The 18,812-nt window shown below is 41.0% G+C and carries 13 protein-coding genes; 10 read left to right on the top strand and 3 right to left on the bottom strand.

Going from position 1 to position 18,812, the window contains the following annotated elements:
• Positions 1-67 precede the first annotated feature (67 nt).
• The 6 genes from RRG12_RS04355 to RRG12_RS04380 all read left to right on the top strand — a co-directional run bounded on the left by RRG12_RS04355 (position 68) and on the right by RRG12_RS04380 (position 3,433).
• Positions 68-490, top strand: a complete 423-nt coding sequence (locus tag RRG12_RS04355; RefSeq protein WP_069068424.1) for a hypothetical protein — start codon at positions 68-70, stop codon at positions 488-490.
• A 39-nt stretch (positions 491-529) separates the two neighbouring features.
• Complete coding sequence (locus RRG12_RS04360; RefSeq protein ID WP_420758474.1) at positions 530-811, top strand: hypothetical protein; 282 nt, start codon at positions 530-532, stop codon at positions 809-811.
• Positions 812-813: 2 nt separating this feature from the next.
• Positions 814-1,125: a hypothetical protein gene (locus RRG12_RS04365; RefSeq protein WP_069068422.1), complete on the top strand. Its 312-nt coding sequence runs from the start codon at positions 814-816 to the stop codon at positions 1,123-1,125.
• Positions 1,126-1,562: 437 nt separating this feature from the next.
• Positions 1,563-1,925, top strand: coding sequence for a hypothetical protein (locus RRG12_RS04370; protein WP_069068421.1), 363 nt, complete (start codon positions 1,563-1,565; stop codon positions 1,923-1,925).
• Between the two features lie 136 nt (positions 1,926-2,061).
• Complete coding sequence (locus tag RRG12_RS04375) at positions 2,062-3,069, top strand: LLM class flavin-dependent oxidoreductase (RefSeq protein ID WP_420758475.1); 1,008 nt, start codon at positions 2,062-2,064, stop codon at positions 3,067-3,069.
• Positions 3,059-3,433 (top strand): hypothetical protein, encoded by a 375-nt coding sequence (locus RRG12_RS04380; RefSeq protein ID WP_420758476.1) that lies wholly within the window; start codon positions 3,059-3,061, stop codon positions 3,431-3,433. The genes RRG12_RS04375 and RRG12_RS04380 overlap by 11 nt, the downstream gene beginning before the upstream one ends.
• Before the next feature lie 159 nt (positions 3,434-3,592).
• Here the strand turns inward: RRG12_RS04380 and RRG12_RS04385 are convergent, their stop codons facing one another.
• On the bottom strand, positions 3,593-4,264 hold the full coding sequence (locus tag RRG12_RS04385) for a Coq4 family protein (protein WP_420758477.1): 672 nt from the start codon (positions 4,262-4,264) through the stop codon (positions 3,593-3,595).
• 155 nt (positions 4,265-4,419) lie between these two features.
• Between RRG12_RS04385 and RRG12_RS04390 the strand changes: the two genes are divergently transcribed.
• Positions 4,420-5,004 carry a hypothetical protein gene (locus RRG12_RS04390; protein WP_420758478.1) on the top strand — a complete coding sequence of 195 codons (585 nt, stop codon included), beginning with the start codon at positions 4,420-4,422 and terminating at the stop codon, positions 5,002-5,004.
• A gap of 82 nt (positions 5,005-5,086) precedes the next feature.
• Here the strand turns inward: RRG12_RS04390 and RRG12_RS04395 are convergent, their stop codons facing one another.
• Both RRG12_RS04395 and RRG12_RS04400 read right to left on the bottom strand, forming a co-directional pair.
• Positions 5,087-6,670, bottom strand: coding sequence for an alpha-amylase family glycosyl hydrolase (locus RRG12_RS04395; protein ID WP_420758479.1), 1,584 nt, complete (start codon positions 6,668-6,670; stop codon positions 5,087-5,089).
• 458 nt (positions 6,671-7,128) lie between these two features.
• On the bottom strand, positions 7,129-8,979 hold the full coding sequence (locus RRG12_RS04400; protein WP_420758480.1) for an adenylate/guanylate cyclase domain-containing protein: 1,851 nt from the start codon (positions 8,977-8,979) through the stop codon (positions 7,129-7,131).
• A gap of 119 nt (positions 8,980-9,098) precedes the next feature.
• Between RRG12_RS04400 and RRG12_RS04405 the strand changes: the two genes are divergently transcribed.
• From RRG12_RS04405 to RRG12_RS04415, 3 genes are all read left to right on the top strand, one after another.
• Positions 9,099-12,794 (top strand): NB-ARC domain-containing protein, encoded by a 3,696-nt coding sequence (locus tag RRG12_RS04405; protein ID WP_420758486.1) that lies wholly within the window; start codon positions 9,099-9,101, stop codon positions 12,792-12,794.
• A gap of 535 nt (positions 12,795-13,329) precedes the next feature.
• On the top strand, positions 13,330-17,022 hold the full coding sequence (locus RRG12_RS04410; protein WP_420758481.1) for a PAS domain S-box protein: 3,693 nt from the start codon (positions 13,330-13,332) through the stop codon (positions 17,020-17,022).
• Between the two features lie 507 nt (positions 17,023-17,529).
• On the top strand, positions 17,530-18,812 hold a 1,283-nt coding region (locus RRG12_RS04415; protein WP_420758482.1), incomplete at its 3' end, for a calcium-binding protein.

Here is an 18,812-nt window from a genome sequence, read left to right on the forward strand (position 1 = left end):
TACTTTAGCTAAACAGCAAAAGATATTTTCTTACTGGGTGCATACTACCTAGCAAGGGAGAGCCAAGATGAAAGCCAAACTTTTAAATGTCCTTACAGTTTTCGTCGTTACCTTAGCAGTGCTTTCACCAGGGCTAGTAGTATTTGGCATAATTTGGGAGCGACATCTGGAGTTAATAAAATCCCAGAATTTAGCTTACGAAGTTAACAACACTAATACAGATTCTCCCGCCTTGGCTCCCCGGATAGAGGGTACACATTCCCCTCAGACTAACATTCAATCCTCTGATCGTAATGTGGTTCATCAAATGCTGACTGTTGCTGAACAATATAAATTTGCTACTATCCTGCAATGGTTCTTCTTGTTAACCCCGATTTGTGTTGGGTTAGGGATTCTCTTTTACGACAGGTATCTTGTTCATCGTGCTGCTGTTTTAAAAGAACAAGTTGAAATGTTGGAAAGGCTGTGGCAGCAAAGTATCGAACAGTAACCTATTCACAATTTACCCAATCAAATCAACAAAAATACCATGTCAGAACAACGCCAACAACTGTATTTTAATCTGATTGACGAATTACTCAGATGTCCTAATGGCCAAGAACCAGAAATTTTGGAATCAAAGCCAGAATTGATTGATTCTGGTTTCGTAGAAACAATGTTACAAGTAGCAACTATGTTTGCCCATGAAGGCAATCAAGATGGTGCAAAATTTTTATTTTTTGTGGCGCGTGAACTAGCTAAAGAATTGGGTTTATACCCGGAAGTTTCCAGTACTGAAGTTGCAAATACTGAAGTTGCAAATAAGGAGTAAAAATGCTGTTGACTTCAACGGATGCAGGACAAATAGCTTTAGAACTGCTCATGGCAGATTGGAATATCTCAGAAGAAAATAGAGAGTGGTTCACAATCTTTAACTCTCGTCTGATTGGCGAGAGTTGGTACACTGTGGAACTAGGTGTAGAAGGATTTCCCGATCGGTGGTTTATTCAAGTATATGACAATGGAGAGTGTGATCCAAACTATACATTCATATCACCAATTCGTGGTTCTGAAGGATTCACAGACTGTATGAATGTGCCGGATATCGTAGCAGAGGTTTTAGTTTGTGAACGCAATGCTCGATAATAATAATTAAAATTCAAAAGTTAGGATTCAACAATAAAGATGCTTTACGCACGGAGGTGATACCTAAATAAGGTACACCTCTTTTTTTATTGAGCAGAATTCAAGCGTCAGGAGCCAGAATGGGCTAAACGCCCCGTTACCGCTAATACTATTTCACTTTAATAATGATACAAATACATGGGTAAGGGTTTAGCAGTGCTAAACCCCTACGAAAAATCTATATGTATCAAGATTTGAGTGAAATGGTATAACAGAATTAATTCTGACTGAAAAAGCAGATAGCGAGTATTTTCGAGCATCGCATCTTGATTCTGAATTCTGAATTCTGAATTCTGACTCCTGAATTATTATTCAATTAATATTTAAGATTTTATTTAACCCTATTAGGCTATTTTGTCATATTTAACTGACAAAATTATGTTATATTAAATAGCGTGATGGACGCTACAGAAATATCAGTTCCAATGATTGCTGAAGATATCTTAGCCAAAGAATTCACAAGAGTCGTCAACCATTACTATCCGCAAGTTGGGGAATTGCTGGATGGGTGTTATGTGAAAGTCATCACCTGTTTTTGGGGACGACCTGCCAGACGTTTGCAATATATAGGAATTTATTGCTCTGACGAAATGATTTCCTGTGTGCAAGCTCAAAAAGAAATACTCAGAGAAGTAGCAGACAATATGGGTTTAATCCAGGTTGTCTGCATGAATGCCAAGCGATTGTTGCGCGATCCGATGTCGAAGGTAAAAGAGAACAACCCACGCCTATGGTTGGAGTTGCAGTGGGTTGCAACTTAGTAATTCATCGCATTAATTAAGAGGGGAAATGTGTTTGTAGAGAGGAATTTAGTCTTCAAATATTTAAGCACTAAAGTGCTTACTACAAACCAGAATAGCCAGCACCTACGGTGAGTACAAAGTATTAACGCAAGTAATGAAAACTGGAATTTTCTGCAATTACGATAATTTTCACCAAGATGCTCGTCGTGCCATGTTTGAGCAAGTCGCGCTGGTAAAACAGGCAGAAAGCTTAGGTTTTGAGGAAGCCTGGGTGAGTGAACACCATTTTAGTGAATCCAATCTCAGCCCGTCTATGTTGCTGTTAATGGCACACTTGGCGGGATTGACTTCAACTATCCAATTAGGGACTGCGGCGGTGTTGCTGCCATTCCATAACCCGATTCGGGTAGCGGAAGATATCGCTACCTTGGATAATCTGTGCAATGGACGATTATTGTTTGGAGTTGCTAAAGGTGGCCCCTTTCCCCAACAAAATAAGCATTTTGCGACACTCCCCAGTGAAGCCCGTCCTAAAATGCTAGAGGCGATCGCACTGATTCACAAGCTGTTATATGAAACTGATGTATCATTTAATGGCAAGTATTATCAGTGCGATCGCCTGACAATTTACCCAAAACCATTGCAGAGTCAAATACCAGTGTATGTTGCTACTGGCGGCGATGATGGTATCGAGTTTGCCGCTAAACATTCCTTCAGCTTGATGGGTGGGCCGCCATTTTCCCTACAGAGATTGAAAGATACTGTTGCCAAATATCGAGCCTTAAATTCTAGTGGTGCGGAAAAGTTGGTGCTGGCACGCTTCTTTTTTGTTGGCAAAACATTTGATGAGGCTGTGAGTGAAGCGTTACCTTTCGTTCGCCAATTTAGCCAGAAAATGAAAGCTAATACGGCTCAAGTATTGCAAAATAGTGCGAATCCCAACCAAAAACCATTTGATCGCACAAATATTTGTTTCGATGAAGATTATTTGATTGAGAATTCAATTATCGGTGATGTGGAGACTTGTCGAGACAAAATCAAGAAATTTCAGGACGAATTAGATTTAGGTACGCTAGCACTCAAACCCTCGTCTGCGGATCTGCAAAAAAACCTGGACAGTTTGACGCGCTACAACCAAGAGGTGCGAAATTATGTCTTCTAAACTATACTTGCTTCCTCCGGATGATTTACCTCCCACTGAGGTAACGAAACAGGATGGAATGCTGCAAATGGAGCTAGAACAGTCTACTGGCAGATGTTTTTTTCTAGCTTGCGATCGCATTACGCGAGTCCTGTTATCTAATTGTCAATGGTATATCACAACAAATGCTAGCATCCTCACATTAATTGTTGACTGCCCTAACTTAGTATCTTACTGGCATATTGTTAGCAATATTGCCCAGTTGGGTAATAGGTTAGAGCGGTTTGCTAGCAATGGCAAAATCCGCGTTTATCCGCCATTTGGCAAGGGGATGCCATTTGAAATCAGCGTAAATGAAATATCAGCTTACCGAGATTGGCTTTGAGGTAAATAGAAACTGGGAATCACACAAAATATAGCTGTCTTACACCCTGTACTCCTAAAGTGCAGGGTGTTGCAATTTTTATTGAACAGAATTCAGGAGTCAGGAGTCAGAATTCAGAATGAATTCTTATTCAACAAATCTACTCTTAAAATAGCCGTTTTACGGAGTAGAATATACTCCCAGATGCTCACGAATTTCACTGACTGGTACATCCCAAAGTTGATCCCATTTTTGCCCGATAAACTTGCCTGGAGTATGAGAACCCACCTTGTAGCCACGAGATATTTCTGTCATTAAAGCTTTGAAATTATTCGGTTGATAAAGGCTAATTATTACCATACTCAAACTCAAAAGCATGACGCTGATAGGTATTGGAGTCTGAGCTAAGAAAAAAGCTTGTAGACCAATTTCACCAACTACATCGGTGTCAAATCCAGCAACTACATGATATATGTCATGAGTGGATCTCCAAAGCATTTTGAGATAGGAAATGTCATCAACAACAGGAACTTTTTTGTAAAAATAGGGATCGAATCCTCTGGCTTTCATTCCTCTGGCATAAACATTACCTAAAGTCCCTTCTGGGAGTTTGGCTAAATCATCTAAATTGAAAGGGGCTGGTAGCCAGCGTTCTGTAAATAATGCCTTGACTTCAGGGATTTTTTTTAGTTCATCAACAGCTAGCTGTGCCATTTCTGTTTGGTCGAGTGCGTCCTCGAAGTCAAATACTCTATCAGTATTACCATCTCCAATTTTTTGGGCGCTAGATGCTAGAAATTGAATGTAAGCAAGAAGACCTTTATCGTTGTTGTAAGTAATTATATTGTCCATAGTGATTATCTACTTGGAGATATAATTTGGCTAATTTAAATCTGAGTCTTCAATTTTGGAATATATTTATCCCGTTTTTCATGAATCTTTAGAGGTATTTAGTGAAAGTTTTTGCTAGAAATATGTTTAAGTAAAAACACTATCTCAAAGAAGAGATGAATGATCAAAAAATGGAGCAGCACACTAAGCTAAAAATCAAGAGCTTTCTCTTAGCTGCTATTACATTAGCTCTAAGTATGTGGGATCTCAGCTTTAACTTGGGAGCCTTTAAAGTTATTTTCTTTGAGAAAATCTTCTTAATTTGGGTAGCTTCATCAGCAACTCTCCTAGCGTGCCTTTTACTTCCACGCAACCGTTCACCAATTAGATGGCCAGGATTACTGCTGATGAGTATCCCTACATTGTGGTTTATCCTGCCTTTTGTGCCTTTCCATGAAATTTCTACGACGGGTGCTTTGCGAAAAATACTTAGTCTCGGCTTAGGAATTGTTGTTTATGTGATTTGCCTACCTTATACCCTCTACATGGTTTTTGCAATTATTAATGAAGACATTATTCATCTGTCTAAAAATCTGATTATAAAATTGATTGCGATCACTTTAATTATTGGCTGTATCGGATATTTCGTTGGTAGTCATAACTATCTTTTTTTGTCATGTTTTGACTTTAAAGTGAGTGGCAATGATTTGCCTACAAATTGTCTACAAGAAGGACATAAACCATTACGAAAATTTCGATGAAAATTAGAATGTAGATATTTCTTAATTGCAGGGGCAAAGCATTTTGATAAAACCAAAGCTTTGCCCAAATGCTGGTGTTAGCTTACGCCAAAATCGCCATTCCCGAAGGAGGCAAATCAATTCGCACAGTTGCGCGACGGTCATTATGATGTTCTACACGTACAGTTTGGTGCTGTCGTGGATTGCGTAAATCGGCATCGCTCCAATCGCTTTTGTATAAAAAGGTCATGGTCGAATCTTGAGGATGCATATAAGTATCTACTGTCACTTCTGCACCGCGATTTTCTAAGCCGTTGGTATTCAGCACCATCAACACTTCTGTGTCAAATAAAGTCTGTGACCAAGCAACTAATTCGCCTTGTCCGGGAATTGAGAACGGGGAGTTACAAAAGGATGTTTCGCGCAGGTAGTGATGTCCACGGCGCAATGCTTTACCAATTTTATCGTGACTGTTGCGGATACGGGCGATCGCAGCTATCCGCAAATAGGTAGGATGGTCGATATCGAAGAAATGACAGTCTGCTGTTTGAAATGCGCCAAAAGCACCGCCAAACATTGCTTCTTTGATATATCTATCTTCGGCAAACCTGCCGCCTTCTATGCTGGAATCGTGATAGCCTTCATTGCCATCAAAAGCCTGTTCTGTTCCATAATAAATAGCAGGAATTCCTGGCATAGTTAATTGCACACCGACAGCATGAGCAACTTGTTCATAGAGATTAGGGACATTACTGTTTGCGGCAAATCGCTGCTTATTAGTCCGGGATGACATCTCATAGTCATCCAAGATGGAGACATGATATATCCCAGTTTGGCGGTATTCTCCAGCGAGATTGTTTTCGCTATACAAATCGAAAAATTGCTTGGGATGTACTAAACCTTTTGCAAATGCAGCCAATTCATTAGGAGTCTGCGCGATGTCTAATACAGCACTGAGATTGCGGGCAATAATATCTATGTATGCACCAGCCATACTACCGGAGGTTATTTCCCCAGTCAGTAAAAAGTTGTCTTTACCGATATATTCGGCGTACTCACGGATAGCAGTGCAGAATTTACGGGAATCTTCTGGAGAAACGTGCTTGAGGCTATCTATCCGCAAACCATCGCAATCAGAAAGAGCAATCCAATATTGATAAACTCTGGCTAAAGCTGCAATTACCTCATCTCTGTTGAACCAGTTATCAGCACTCTGGTTGTATGTTACATCTAGGATGACATACATCCTGCGATCGTGGGCAGCATCAATCAAATCTCTTAAATCTTGACGAGTGCCAAAGTGGGGGTCAACATCTAAAAATTCTTGAATGCGATCGCTGTGGTAAGCTTCTAAATCAGAACGTTGTCGCCAAGGTGGGTTAATCCACAGCGTTGTTACTCCCAATCGTTGCAAGTAATCCAACTTACTCTTAACTCCCCTAAGAGTACCACCAACAAACTTTGTCCCTGCTGCCATCCAGTCGGCTTTGTCTTTAACCTGGAATTCTGAAGGGTTGGTGTGGTCAAACAGTTCCCTTTGATTTTCGTTATTGTCACTGAATCTATCTAATACCAATTGGTACAAAAACTGGTCGCGCCAACTGATAGGACTCGGATAAACTCTCCCTCGTGGTTTCAGGTCTGTTTCGGAGAGTTGCTGGGGTATCAATTCTTCAACTTTAGCCATGAGGATTTACGCACAGATAGGAAAATGGAAGTATGCATTTTAAATGTTAGAAAAAGTACTTTAAATTTTAATTAACCCGTGGGGGGATTTTGTAAGTTAGTGATTTTATTTTGTAATGATAGATTTTAGTTTAAACGTAGATGCGCTTCTCTACGAGACGCTACGCAAACGCCTGACCGCAGGGCAGGGACGCAAAAAAAGTGTGGAGGAACACAAAAAATACAGAGAGATAATAAATAGAGTTTTCATGAATAGTTTAAGACGATGTTTTAAAAGTCATGATTGATGTATCAAATATTTTACCCCACCCTAACCCTCCCCTTATAAAGGGGAGGGAACTAGATTATTTTCCGGTTTCCCCCCAATGCATCGGGGGGATTAAGGGGGGTAATCATTCTATTAAAATCACAGCCAACCACTTTTCAAACATCCTCTAAGACTGCATAGAGTTAAAATTCTTAATTAGGTTTTTGAGAAATTATCTGATAAAGGTTATCAAACTGAGCTATGAGTGATGGAGGAACAGACGTAAAATGAATATAAAATTTTCCTCTAATTGTCGGTTTTTCTAAGACTTTGGCATAGATATCTTCACTGACTTGGGCTGAATTTTTAGAGATTAAAATATTTATTTTAATATTAGTTAAATGAGGTGGTATTTCATTTAGGATATCTACTTGTAATTCGGCTCCTTTTGCTGATAGTTTAACTAAACGTCCGGAAAAGACCGGATTACCCATTTGCTTGTCATGTAAAATAGTGTATAAAAGCGGAATTTCTTGAGGAACAGGAAAAAATAGTTCTTCTTCTTTGGGCAAATAAAGATTGTATCGTCCACCCACGCCATATACTTCATAAATGGTAATTTCTTGGCTCACACCTTTCGGCTGAACTTGCTTTTGTCCAATAATTCTGACGCTTGAACCGACTTCCTTGAAAGTCTGCTCGGAAATGAGAATTTGACCGCCACTAGTATATGACTCAATTCGATAGGTGAGATTTACTTGACTACCGACAATTCCATATTTAGTCCGTTTTTCAGAACCAATATTGCCGACTATAACTTCACCTGTGTTAATCCCAATCCCCATTTCTAATGGTGGCCAGCCGAGGGTTTTCATTTTTTCATTCACGCCACCCATTGCTAACTGCATGGCACAGGCACAGGTAACTGCTCTGAGGGCATCATCTTCTTTAGCGATCGGGGCACCAAATAAGACTAAAATACCGTCTCCCATAAACTCATCAATAGTGCCTTGATAATGATTAATCACATCCGCCATGTATTCTAAATAGAGGTTGAGAATGTGAATTACCTCTTCTGGAGGAAAGCGTTCTGAGAGAGATGTGAAGCCTCGTAAGTCGGAGGTGAGGATAGTAATTTTGCGTCGTTCACCACCAAGTTTTAATCTTTCAGGGCTTTCTAACAAGTTAGCAACAACCGTATCACTCAAATATCGTCCGAAAACTTGGCGAATTAATTCGTTTCTTTTTTCTAATTCAGTGTTGGCTTCTGCTAAATCTGTGGTTCGTTCTCTGACTCGATGCTCTAAACTTCTCGCGTTTTCTCGGAGTTTCCCAACAACAAGTGTCAATCCTGAAAGTCCCAAGACTGACATACCGCCTAACATGGCGAAGGTTCCTTGGAGACTTTGATTGGTCTTGGTTACTAAATTATCGAGAGATTGAGAAATTCCCCAAGCTCCAGCAACATCTCCTACTTCCCAGTTTTTCTTTGGACTAGTAACTTCTGTGTTATGACAAGTTACACAACTTGCTTTCATGATGCTAGCTTGTGCATAACGTAAGGTGGTGTTTCCATTTTTCTTCTCAAGACGGTAGAATTTTTGACGAGGGTTTTCTCTCAAGAAGTTGAGTGCATCGCGCTCAAATTCGTCTTTTGCTCCCCCTGTCGTGCGCCAAGGATATGGATAGTTACTGTACAGGCGTACAGACATTTCGGTATTTTTTTCACTAATTTGCTCACCAAGTTCGATCGCAAAAGTTGAGGGTAGGGGGATTGCACCTTTGGTATTGAGGTAAGCGTGGGTAACGGTAACTCCAGGTACGAGTTTAGCTCGATCGGCGGCGGCGGCGCTATAGAGGTCAAAAGCTTGAGTCAATGATTGGATATTTAAGGCAGCATTTTGAACTGCTTGGGATTCAATCAAGCTCGATGAAAGCCCAGACATATTAGAAATTGCGATCGCGATCGCAGCACATAACATCAGCGTGAGTACAAGAGTAATTCTCTGTAATAGTAAGCGTAAAAGTGATTCCCAAATTCGATTAATTAATGACTGAATCATAAGCTTTATGTAAAGAAGTTGTAAAATATTGCATATTATTTTTGCTATTATCTGATAAATAAATTATCACATTCTACTTATAGAATTTTAAGTGGATTTAACTTTTGTCGATCGCAGCAATGGATATCGATCAAGCACTCGCATTTACAGACTCTCTCGTTTTCGCCAAGTCAAGAATTCATTTGAGCGATCTCCAACAAGCTATGTTGCGTGAGTCTTGGTCTTTGGAACGCCAAAGTTACGATCGCATTGCCGATATTTATGGCTATTCTCCAACTTACTTAAAACATGATGTTGGTCCCAAGCTATGGAAACTCCTTTCAGAGGTGTTAGCAGAAAAAGTTAATAAAACAAGTTTCCGAACAGCAATCGAGCGGCGATTTAAAATAGAGAATGCGACGGCACAATCAATTCCAGACAAAGAGAATATATTTGATAATCTTGAAGGAAAAACGCGACCAAAATTCACTGATAATCTGCTGATTACAGAAGTGAAAGCTTCGCATCAAGATTGGGGAGATGCAATCGATGTTGATTTTTTCTACGGAAGACAAGCAGAACTAGCTCAATTACAGCAGTGGATTTTGGTTGACCAGTGTCGGCTTGTGGCTTTGTTAGGAATGGGTGGGATGGGAAAGACTTCCTTATCTATCAAGCTGGCGCAACAATTACAGAGCGAGTTTAAATGGGTAATTTGGCGAAGTCTGCGAAATGCGCCACCTGTACAAGAGATATTAACCGAGTTATTGAAATTATTATCCAATCAACAAGAAATTGATTATCCAGAAACCGTTGAAGGCAAAATTTCGCGGTTGTTGCATTATTTGCGATCGCAGCGTTGTTTAGTAATATTTGATAATGTTGAAACCATCTTACAACACAACGATAAATCTAAATCGTCTTATATCGAAGGCTATGAAGCTTATGGCGAAATATTTAGACAAATTGGAGAAATTCGTCATCAAAGCTGTTTACTACTAACAAGTCGAGATCAGCCTCCAGAAGTTCGCCTCCTAGAAGGAGCAAGCTTACCCGTTCGAGTTTTTCAATTGGGTGGATTGCAGAAAACAGAAGCACAAGAACTTTTGCAGTTAAAGGGTAACTTTCAAGGCTCAACAACAGAATGGAATCGGCTGATTGAAGGTTATGCAGGAAATCCCCTAGCATTGAAAATTATAGCGACTACGATTCAAAACTTGTTTGATGGCAGTCTTTCTGATTTTCTTAATCAACAAACCTTTGTTTTTGGTAATATTCGCAATCTAATTGATCAGCAATTTGAACGGCTTTATGAATCTGAGAAAGCAGTGATTTATTGGCTGGCTATCTATCGTGATTCTGCTTCATTTTCAGAACTGCGATCGGATATTTTTCCCCCGATATCGCCACAGAAATTAATTGACGTTCTAGAATCGTTAGAGCAGCGCTCTTTAATTGAGAAAAACAAGCTGACACTGATTGCAAAACATCCGGCACAGTTTTCACTTCAGCCGATGGTGATGGAATATGTCACTGAGAAATTAGTTACTCAAGTGTGTCAAGAAATCCTGGCAGGTTTAGAAGCAAATTCTGAACAAAAAAATCTGCTGTTCAAAACTCATGCGTTACTCAGAGCTACTGCAAAAGATTATGTGCGAGAAACGCAAGTTCGTTTCATCCTGAAGCCGATTCTGGAACGCTTATTACTTGATACCTTATTAATAGAAGTAAGTGAAAAGCTTGCAATTGAAAATATACTAAATCAATGTTTAACAAAGCTACGAGGCACATCGTCACTTAAAACTGGATACGCAGGTGGTAATATTTTAAATTTACTTTGTCAATTACAATCAACTTTAACTAACTACAATTTTTCAAATTTAACGATTCGGCAAGCCTATTTACAAAATGTAAATTTGCATAACATCAATTTTGAATATTCTGATTTGAGTCAGTGTGTTTTTGTTGAAACCTTTGGTATGGTGTTTGCTGGCATTGCTTTTAGTCCAGATGGAACATTGTTAGTGACGGGTGATGCAGAAGGTGGGCTTCGGATCTGGGAAGTTGCAACTGGGCAACTGGTTGTCAATTTTGCCGGACATCTAGGTTGGGTTTGGTCGGTTGCTTTTAGTCCAGATGGGCAATTATTAGCAAGTTGCAGTAGTGACAAAACGATTCGGCTATGGGATGTCAACACTGGTAAATGTCTGAGAACATTGTCAGGACACACAAGTTCAATTTGGTCAGTTGCCTTTAGTGCCGATGGTCAAATCCTCGCTAGTGGAGGCGATGAACCAACAATAAGATTATGGAATGTCAATACTGGGGACTGTTATAAAATTTTGTCAGGTCATACTGATCGAATTCTCTCAGTATCATGGAGTCCAGATGGTCAAACTCTAGCAAGTGGCAGTGCTGATTTCACAATTCGACTTTGGAAAATTAATGGAGAATGCGATCGCATTTTAGAAGGACATAGCGATCGCATTTGGTCACTTTCCTTTAGTCCAGATGGGCAAACCTTAGCCAGTGGCAGTGCCGATTTCACGATTCGCCTCTGGGAAGTTAGTACTGGAAACTGCTTCAATATATTACAAGAACATAGCGATCGCGTCCGTTCAATAGTCTTTAGCCCCAATGCCCAAATGCTGGTTAGCGCCAGTGACGATAAAACAGTCAGAATTTGGGAAACTGGTACAGGGCAATGCCTAAATATTTTACCAGGACACACCAATTCAGTATTTTCAGTTGCTTTTAACGTAGATGGTCAAACCATTGCCAGTGGTAGCACAGACCAAAGCGTAAAGCTATGGGATGTTAGTACAGGTAGATGCTTTAAAACCTTAAAAGGCTATAGTAATTCGGTATTTTCAGTTGCTTTTAATACAGATGGTCAAATTGCTAGTGGCAGCACAGACCAAACCGTGAGACTATGGGATGTCACTACGGGGACTTGCCTGAAAAAATTCACCGGACATAGTGGCTGGGTAACTTCCGTAGCGTTTCACCCAGATGGAGATTTACTGGCCAGTAGCAGCGCCGATCGCACCGTTCGCTTATGGTCAGTTAGCACAGGGCAATGTCTGCAAACCTTGAGAGGTCATGTAAATTGGGTGCAATCAGTTGCCTTTAGTCCCGATAGACAAATCTTAGCAAGCGGCAGTGACGACCAAACCATTCGCTTATGGTCTGTCAGTACAGGAAAATGCCTCAATATATTGCAAGGTCATTCCAGTTGGATTTGGTGCGTTACCTTTAGCCCCAATGGTGAAATCCTCGCTAGCAGTAGTGAAGATCAAACCATTCGCTTGTGGTCTATTTCCACTGGTGAATGTCTCCAAATTTTAGAAGGACACACTAGTAGAGTCCAAGCGATCGCTTTTAGTCCAGATGGGCAAATCCTCAGTAGCGCTAGTGAAGATGAAACAGTGTGCTTGTGGTCGGTTGATACAGGTGAATGTCTGAATATATTTCAGGGACACAGTAATAGTGTTTGGTCAGTTGCCTTTAGCCCAGAAGGTGATATTTTGGCAAGTAGTAGCTTAGATCAAACAGTGAGAATTTGGGATAGGCATACAGGAGTTTGTCTGAAAGTGCTGCCTGTCATGCCTCATGCGATGCGATCGCATATCGCATTTGGCAAATCTACAGAACATTATGCGATCGCTAGCGGCAGCCAAAACGGAACTATTCAGATTTGGGATGCCAAAACGGGTAAATGCTTGAAAATACTGAATCCTGACAGACCTTATCAAGGAACTAATATTACAGGCGTGACAGGAATCACTACCGCTCAAAAAGATGTCCTCAAAGCGTTAGGTGCCTTCGAGATTTAATTCAGGACTTACGCAAACAATAGTTATAACGGGGCAATTAATGAATTGCCCCGTTTTGCTTGTCCTGACAATTCAGATCGGGAGCATCCACTTTTGGAATAAATTTACTCAAAAATTACCCAAATCAATTCATGTAGTCACGAGCAAAGGTTTTATGCTTAACCTCAGAGCTTTTATCTTTGTCTTTACCTTATATAGGCACTTTTGTAATTAACAAGTTAGGCTATATAATCAATCTGATACATTTATATAAGAAAGTTATCAAATTACAAAAAACTATTTAAGTACATTAGGAGTTGTCAAACAACTTCCCTTTTGAAAAATATTAACCTTGATTAGTAGGGGTTCAGCGATTAAAAAAGGTAATTTATTCGTGTGGGGTTCCTTAGCAAAAATTTAAAATCATAACTTTGATTAAACCAGAAAGCTAAAATTTGTCAAAATGGCTTGAAGATTGATAAATTTTAAGCTTATTTTGTCATCCTCTGATTTTTGAAATCAATTCTTTAATTGCTTTAACCAACAGACTAAACTAATGCGCTCACTTTCTCCTGTTGATTTACCTACTTTAGAGCAGATAGTTGAATGTTCTCCTTTAACTGTATTACCTGATACCCCCCTTATTGATGTTATTGCTCTAATGAATAGGGTAAACAGCAGTATAGTAGAGTCTAAGTTTGATTTTAGTAGTTGCGTTTTAGTAGTTGAAGAAACAAACTTAATAGGTATATTAACTCTACGGGATGTAATCCGACTGACTGGGATGGGCAAAGATTTATCCAGTGTCAAAATCTCAGAGGTGATGACACAACCAGTCATCAGCCTGGGGTTGGCTCAGGCTCAAAATGCCCTCACAGCTTTATCTTTCATGCGTCAACATTGTATTCGCCATCTACCTGTAGTAGATGATCTTGGACAATTGGTAGGCTTAATTACCCAAGACAGAATTCGTCAGGTTATCCAACCAGTTCACCTGTTGAAATTGCAATGTGTGACGGAAGTAATGGTAACTGAAGTTATTCATGCTTTCCCAACTACATCTGTGCTGGAGTTGTCTCAAATTATGAGCGATCGCCAGATCAGTTGTGTGGTAATTGTCGCCCAACAGAAGACGAAATTGATCCCGGTAGGGATGATCACTGAAAAAGATATTATTAAATTCCATTTACAGGGACTAGATATAGCCCAAACCCAGGCGCAAGATGTGATGAGTACCCCTGTATTAAGCATCACTTCCACTGAATCTTTATGGACTGTTCACCAGTTGATGCAAGAGCGAAAGGTGCGGCGATTAACTGTAGTTGGAGAACAAAGCGAATTGCAAGGACTGGTGACACAAACTAATCTCCTGCAAGTGCTTGATCCCCTAGAAATAGACAGGGTAATTCAAGTTTTGCAAGCAAAAGTTGAGGAACAAACAGTTAAACTTAGGCAATGCAACCAGCAGTTAGAACAGGAAGTTAAACAACGCCGCCAAGCTCAACAAGAATTAGAGTTACGGGTGGCAGAGCGTACAGCTGAACTACTGCAAGCAAATGTACGTTTGATACGGGAAATTGAGGAGCGCAAACAGACTGAAATAGCACTCCAGCAGCGTGAACATCAGTGGAAAGCTCTTTTTGATTATGCTCTTGATGCGATCGCTATTACCGATGACGAGGGGCGCTATATAGAGGTCAATCCAGCAGCCTGTAAGCTGTTTGGTGTATCGAAGGAAGAACTGTTAGGTTCCACAATCGCGGATTTTGCAGCACCCGAATTTGATTTTACCCAAGCTTGGCAAGAGTTCTACGAACAAGGACAAATGTTGGGTGAGTTCACCTTATATTGTCCCGATGGCACAGTGCGAGAAACTGAATTTGCGGCGGTTGCCAATTTTATACCACATCGTCATCTTGCAATACTGCGGGATGTGAGCGATCGCCAAGCCGCGCTACGCGATCATAAACAAGCTGAGGAAACCCTCAGAGAAAGCGAGCAACGGTTACAACTGGCGCTTAGTGTTGGTAACATTGGCACTTGGGAATGGAATCTGAAAACCAATCAGGTTATCTGGTCTGAGAGTTTGTTTACTTTATTTGGTCTAACTCCTGATACCTTTGATGTCAGCTATGAAAATTTTTCAAATCTCATTGTCCACCCTGAAGACCGCGAATTGTTGCATCAATCAGTTTTGCGAGCAATTGACCAGCAAGTACCCCATAATCTCGAATTCCGGTTTATTTACCCAGATGGCACAGTTGGTTGGTCAGTATGCAAGGGTCAAGTATTGTATGATGACACCACCAATGAGCCACTCCGGATGATTGGGGTGAATATAGATATCACCGAGCGCAAACAAGCGGAACTTGAAATCCGTAAATTTGTTTCTCTGATTGATAACAGCACAGAATTTATCGGTATGTGTGATATGAATTTTGTGCCATTCTATTTGAACCGGGCGGGTATGGAACTAGTCGGGCTGAATGACACTCAGCAATATAGGGAAACGTCAGTCAGGGAATTTTTCTTTCCCGAAGATCAGGACTTTATCATCAATGAATTTTTCCCGCGTGTTTTGCGTGAGGGACGGGCGGAATTAGAAATTCGTTTCCGTCATTTCCAGACGGGAGAAGCATTATGGATGGTTTACAGCGTTTCTTGCGTCAAAGACATCAACGACCAGCTAATTGGTCTAGCAGCCGTCAGCCGTAATATTAGCGATCGCAAGTTGGCCGAACAGAAAATTGCCGAACAAGCGGCCTTAATTGATATTGCTACCGATGCCATTTTTGTCCGCGATTTAGAAAACCGCATTCTGTTCTGGAGTCGAGGTGCTGAAAACTTATACGGTTGGACAGCAGAGGAAAGCATAGGGAAATTAGCCCATGAACTTTTCCAGGTAGAATCCTTGTCTCAAATGGAAGTTGGTGTAAAAACCACTCTCGAACAAGGTTCTTGGCAAGGGGAGTTAGAAAAAACCACCAAAACTGGGAGAAAAATTATCGTTGCTAGTCGGTGGACACTGGTACACAATCAATTTGGACAAAGCCAATCTATCCTATCAGTCAACACCGACATCACCGAGAAAAAACAACTAGAGCAACAATTTTACCGCACTCAACGCTTGGAGAGTGTAGGAATTCTAGCCAGTGGCATTACTCACGACCTCAACAACGTCTTTGCTCCCATAATCATGATTGCCCAATTGCTGCCTTTGAGGTGCAAAAATGTGGATGCGCGGACTCAAGAACTGTTCAAAACACTAGAAAATAGCTCACAGCGTGGAGCAAACTTAGTTAAACAAATTCTCGCCTTTACCCGTGGTACAGAAGGGAAGCGCATCTTGTTGCAGCCTGGGCATTTGCTCCAAGAATTGGTCAAAGTCATCAAACAGACATTTCCTAAATCTATTGAAATTGTTAATGACATTCCCATAAACACATTATGGATGGTGCAAGCCGATCCCACCCAACTAGAACAGGTATTTATGAACTTGGCAGTCAATGCCCGTGACGCTATGCCCAATGACGGTATGCTCACAATTAATGCCGAAAACCGGATGCTTGACGAAACAAACGCCCGAATGCGCCTGGACGCGAAAGCAGGAGGCTACATCGTTGTTACCGTCTCAGATACAGGGACGGGAATCCCTCCAGAATTCTTAGAGCGCATATTTGATCCCTTTTTTACAACTAAAGAAGTTGGTAAAGGTACAGGGCTAGGACTGTCAACAGTTTTAGGTATCGTCAAAAACCACGGTGGTTTTGTGGAAGTATCAACTCAGGTAGGTAAAGGGACACAATTTCAGGTGTTTTTGCCCAGAGGAGAAGGCACAGCAACCGAGACAATAACAAAGGTAGAATTACCTGAAGGTAATGGCGAATTGATTTTAGTTGTTGATGATGAAGACTTAGTAAAACAAACTAATCAGGAAACTTTAGAAGATTATAACTACAAAACCCTTGTAGCTAACGATGGCATTGAGGCGATCGCTTTGTATGCCCAGTATAAGGAACGAATTAGTGCAGTTTTGCTAGATATGTCCATGCCCAACATGGACGGATTAACAACTATCTCCATTTTGCGATCGCTCAACCCCAATATTAAGATTATTGCCACCAGTGGTTTACCCGCTAACGAGCAAAAGGCTATTGCCGTTGGTGCAGAGAAGTTTCTGTCTAAGCCTTACACAGCGACAGATTTATTGACTACTTTATCTGCTGTAATCGGGCATCCTCAATCATAGGCAAATTACACTCAATTCTGACCACAGAATTTCGATTTACGCTACCATTCCGCTTTTTCCAGCAGCCATTGCCCATCAAAGTCAGGCCAATACGGTTCGATTAAGGCAAGAGACGCGATAAATCACCGTTTTTACAAGAATCAGTCCCTTGTAGAGACGGCGATTTATCGCGTCTTTGCTTTGCGATTAGCGGCGTGTCATCAAAAAACCTTATCCAAACCCCCAACTAGTCGCGGGAAGGGGGAAAATTCAAAGTCTCTCTTCTAAAAGGAGAGAGGTTTTCCAAATCCCGTGAGAAGTCATTAATTTTTTAGAAAAATTCGACTTAATTATCTCCTTAACTTTCCATAACTTATCTCCATCGACGCGATCGGGCTAGAAACCTAAAGTAAAGGAGTCCTGAAAAACGAAAGGGTAAAGCACCCAAAAACAGGACATTTCCCGACTTAAAACGAGGCTTATCGCTTCATCGAAAACATTATTTTCAACAATTAAGGAGAAATTCAAATGGGAACATACACTGGTGATAATTCTAACAACACTTTCATCGCTGACGAAGACGGACAACCTTGGTTGCTCTCTGGAAAAGGAGGCGATGACTACCTAGCTGGTAAATCTCAGAACGATAAAATTTATGGCGATGAAGGTAATGACAACCTACTTGGTGGAGCTGGTAACGACATCCTAGATGGTGGAACTGGCAACGATAACCTATATGGTGGAATCGGCTTTGATAGCCTGTATGGCGGAGATGGCAATGACAGACTATCTGACACAGATGGTATTGTCGATGGTGGTGCTGGTACTGATACTCTAGTTGCAGACTATAGCCAGTTGAATAATGGTGCTGGTGTTGATGCGGGATTTAATGGACAAAATGCCATCTTCAGCCGTGTAAATACTGCTACTTTACTCAGCTACAGCAATATTGAGAAATTTGAACTGACTGGTTCAAAATACGCCGATGTCCTGCGTGGTAATGCTGGCAATGACATCCTTAATGGTGGTGCTGGTGATGACCAGCTTTTTGGTGGTGCTGGCTATGATACGCTCAACGGTGGAGATGGCAACGACAGAATATATGACACAGATGGTATTGTTGATGGTGGTGCTGGCACTGATACTTTAGTTGCAGACTACAGCCAGTTGAATAATGGGGCTGGTATTGATGTAGCATACCAGGGTCAAAATGCCATCTACAGCCGCTTTACCGGAAATCCGGTACTCAACTACAGCAATATTGAGCGATTTGAAATTACTGGTTCACAATACGCCGATGTCCTGCGTGGTGGTACTGGCAATGACATCTTCAATGGTGGCGCTGGTGATGACCTAATTTTTGGTGGTGCTGGCTATGATACGCTCAACGGTGGCGATGGCAACGACAGAATCACTGACACCGATGGTATTGTTGATGGCGGTGCTGGCACTGATACTTTAGTTGCAGACTACAGCCAGTTGAATAATGGGGCTGGTATTGAAGTGGCATACCAGGGTAAAAATTCTATCTTCAGCCGCTATACTGGGAACCCTGTACTTAGCTACAGCAATGTTGAGCGATTTGAAATTACAGGCACACAATACACCGATGTTCTGCGTGGTTCTGCTGGCAATGATATTCTTAATGGCGGTGCTGGCAATGACGTGCTGATTGCTGGTGCTGGCAATGATACGCTCAACGGTGGCGATGGCACTGATACTCTAGTTGCAGACTACAGCCAGTTGAATAATGGGGCTGGTATTGATGTCGGTTTTAATGGACAGAATGGCATCTTCAGCCGCTTGACTGG

It is taken from the genome of Nostoc sp. CALU 546, assembly GCF_048836525.1.

Excerpts from the sequence above, each read along its gene's own strand:
- RRG12_RS04400 (WP_420758480.1), bottom strand. The coding sequence starts at position 8,979 with ATGATTCAGTCATTAATTAATCGAATTTGGGAATCACTTTTACGCTTA.
- RRG12_RS04360 (WP_420758474.1), top strand. The coding sequence starts at position 530 with ATGTCAGAACAACGCCAACAACTGTATTTTAATCTGATTGACGAATTA.
- RRG12_RS04390 (WP_420758478.1), top strand. The coding sequence starts at position 4,420 with ATGAATGATCAAAAAATGGAGCAGCACACTAAGCTAAAAATCAAGAGC.
- RRG12_RS04370 (WP_069068421.1), top strand. The coding sequence starts at position 1,563 with ATGGACGCTACAGAAATATCAGTTCCAATGATTGCTGAAGATATCTTA.
- RRG12_RS04380 (WP_420758476.1), top strand. The coding sequence starts at position 3,059 with ATGTCTTCTAAACTATACTTGCTTCCTCCGGATGATTTACCTCCCACT.
- RRG12_RS04385 (WP_420758477.1), bottom strand. The coding sequence starts at position 4,264 with ATGGACAATATAATTACTTACAACAACGATAAAGGTCTTCTTGCTTAC.
- RRG12_RS04405 (WP_420758486.1), top strand. The coding sequence starts at position 9,099 with ATGGATATCGATCAAGCACTCGCATTTACAGACTCTCTCGTTTTCGCC.
- RRG12_RS04365 (WP_069068422.1), top strand. The coding sequence starts at position 814 with ATGCTGTTGACTTCAACGGATGCAGGACAAATAGCTTTAGAACTGCTC.
- RRG12_RS04375 (WP_420758475.1), top strand. The coding sequence starts at position 2,062 with ATGAAAACTGGAATTTTCTGCAATTACGATAATTTTCACCAAGATGCT.
- RRG12_RS04355 (WP_069068424.1), top strand. The coding sequence starts at position 68 with ATGAAAGCCAAACTTTTAAATGTCCTTACAGTTTTCGTCGTTACCTTA.
- RRG12_RS04395 (WP_420758479.1), bottom strand. The coding sequence starts at position 6,670 with ATGGCTAAAGTTGAAGAATTGATACCCCAGCAACTCTCCGAAACAGAC.
- RRG12_RS04410 (WP_420758481.1), top strand. The coding sequence starts at position 13,330 with ATGCGCTCACTTTCTCCTGTTGATTTACCTACTTTAGAGCAGATAGTT.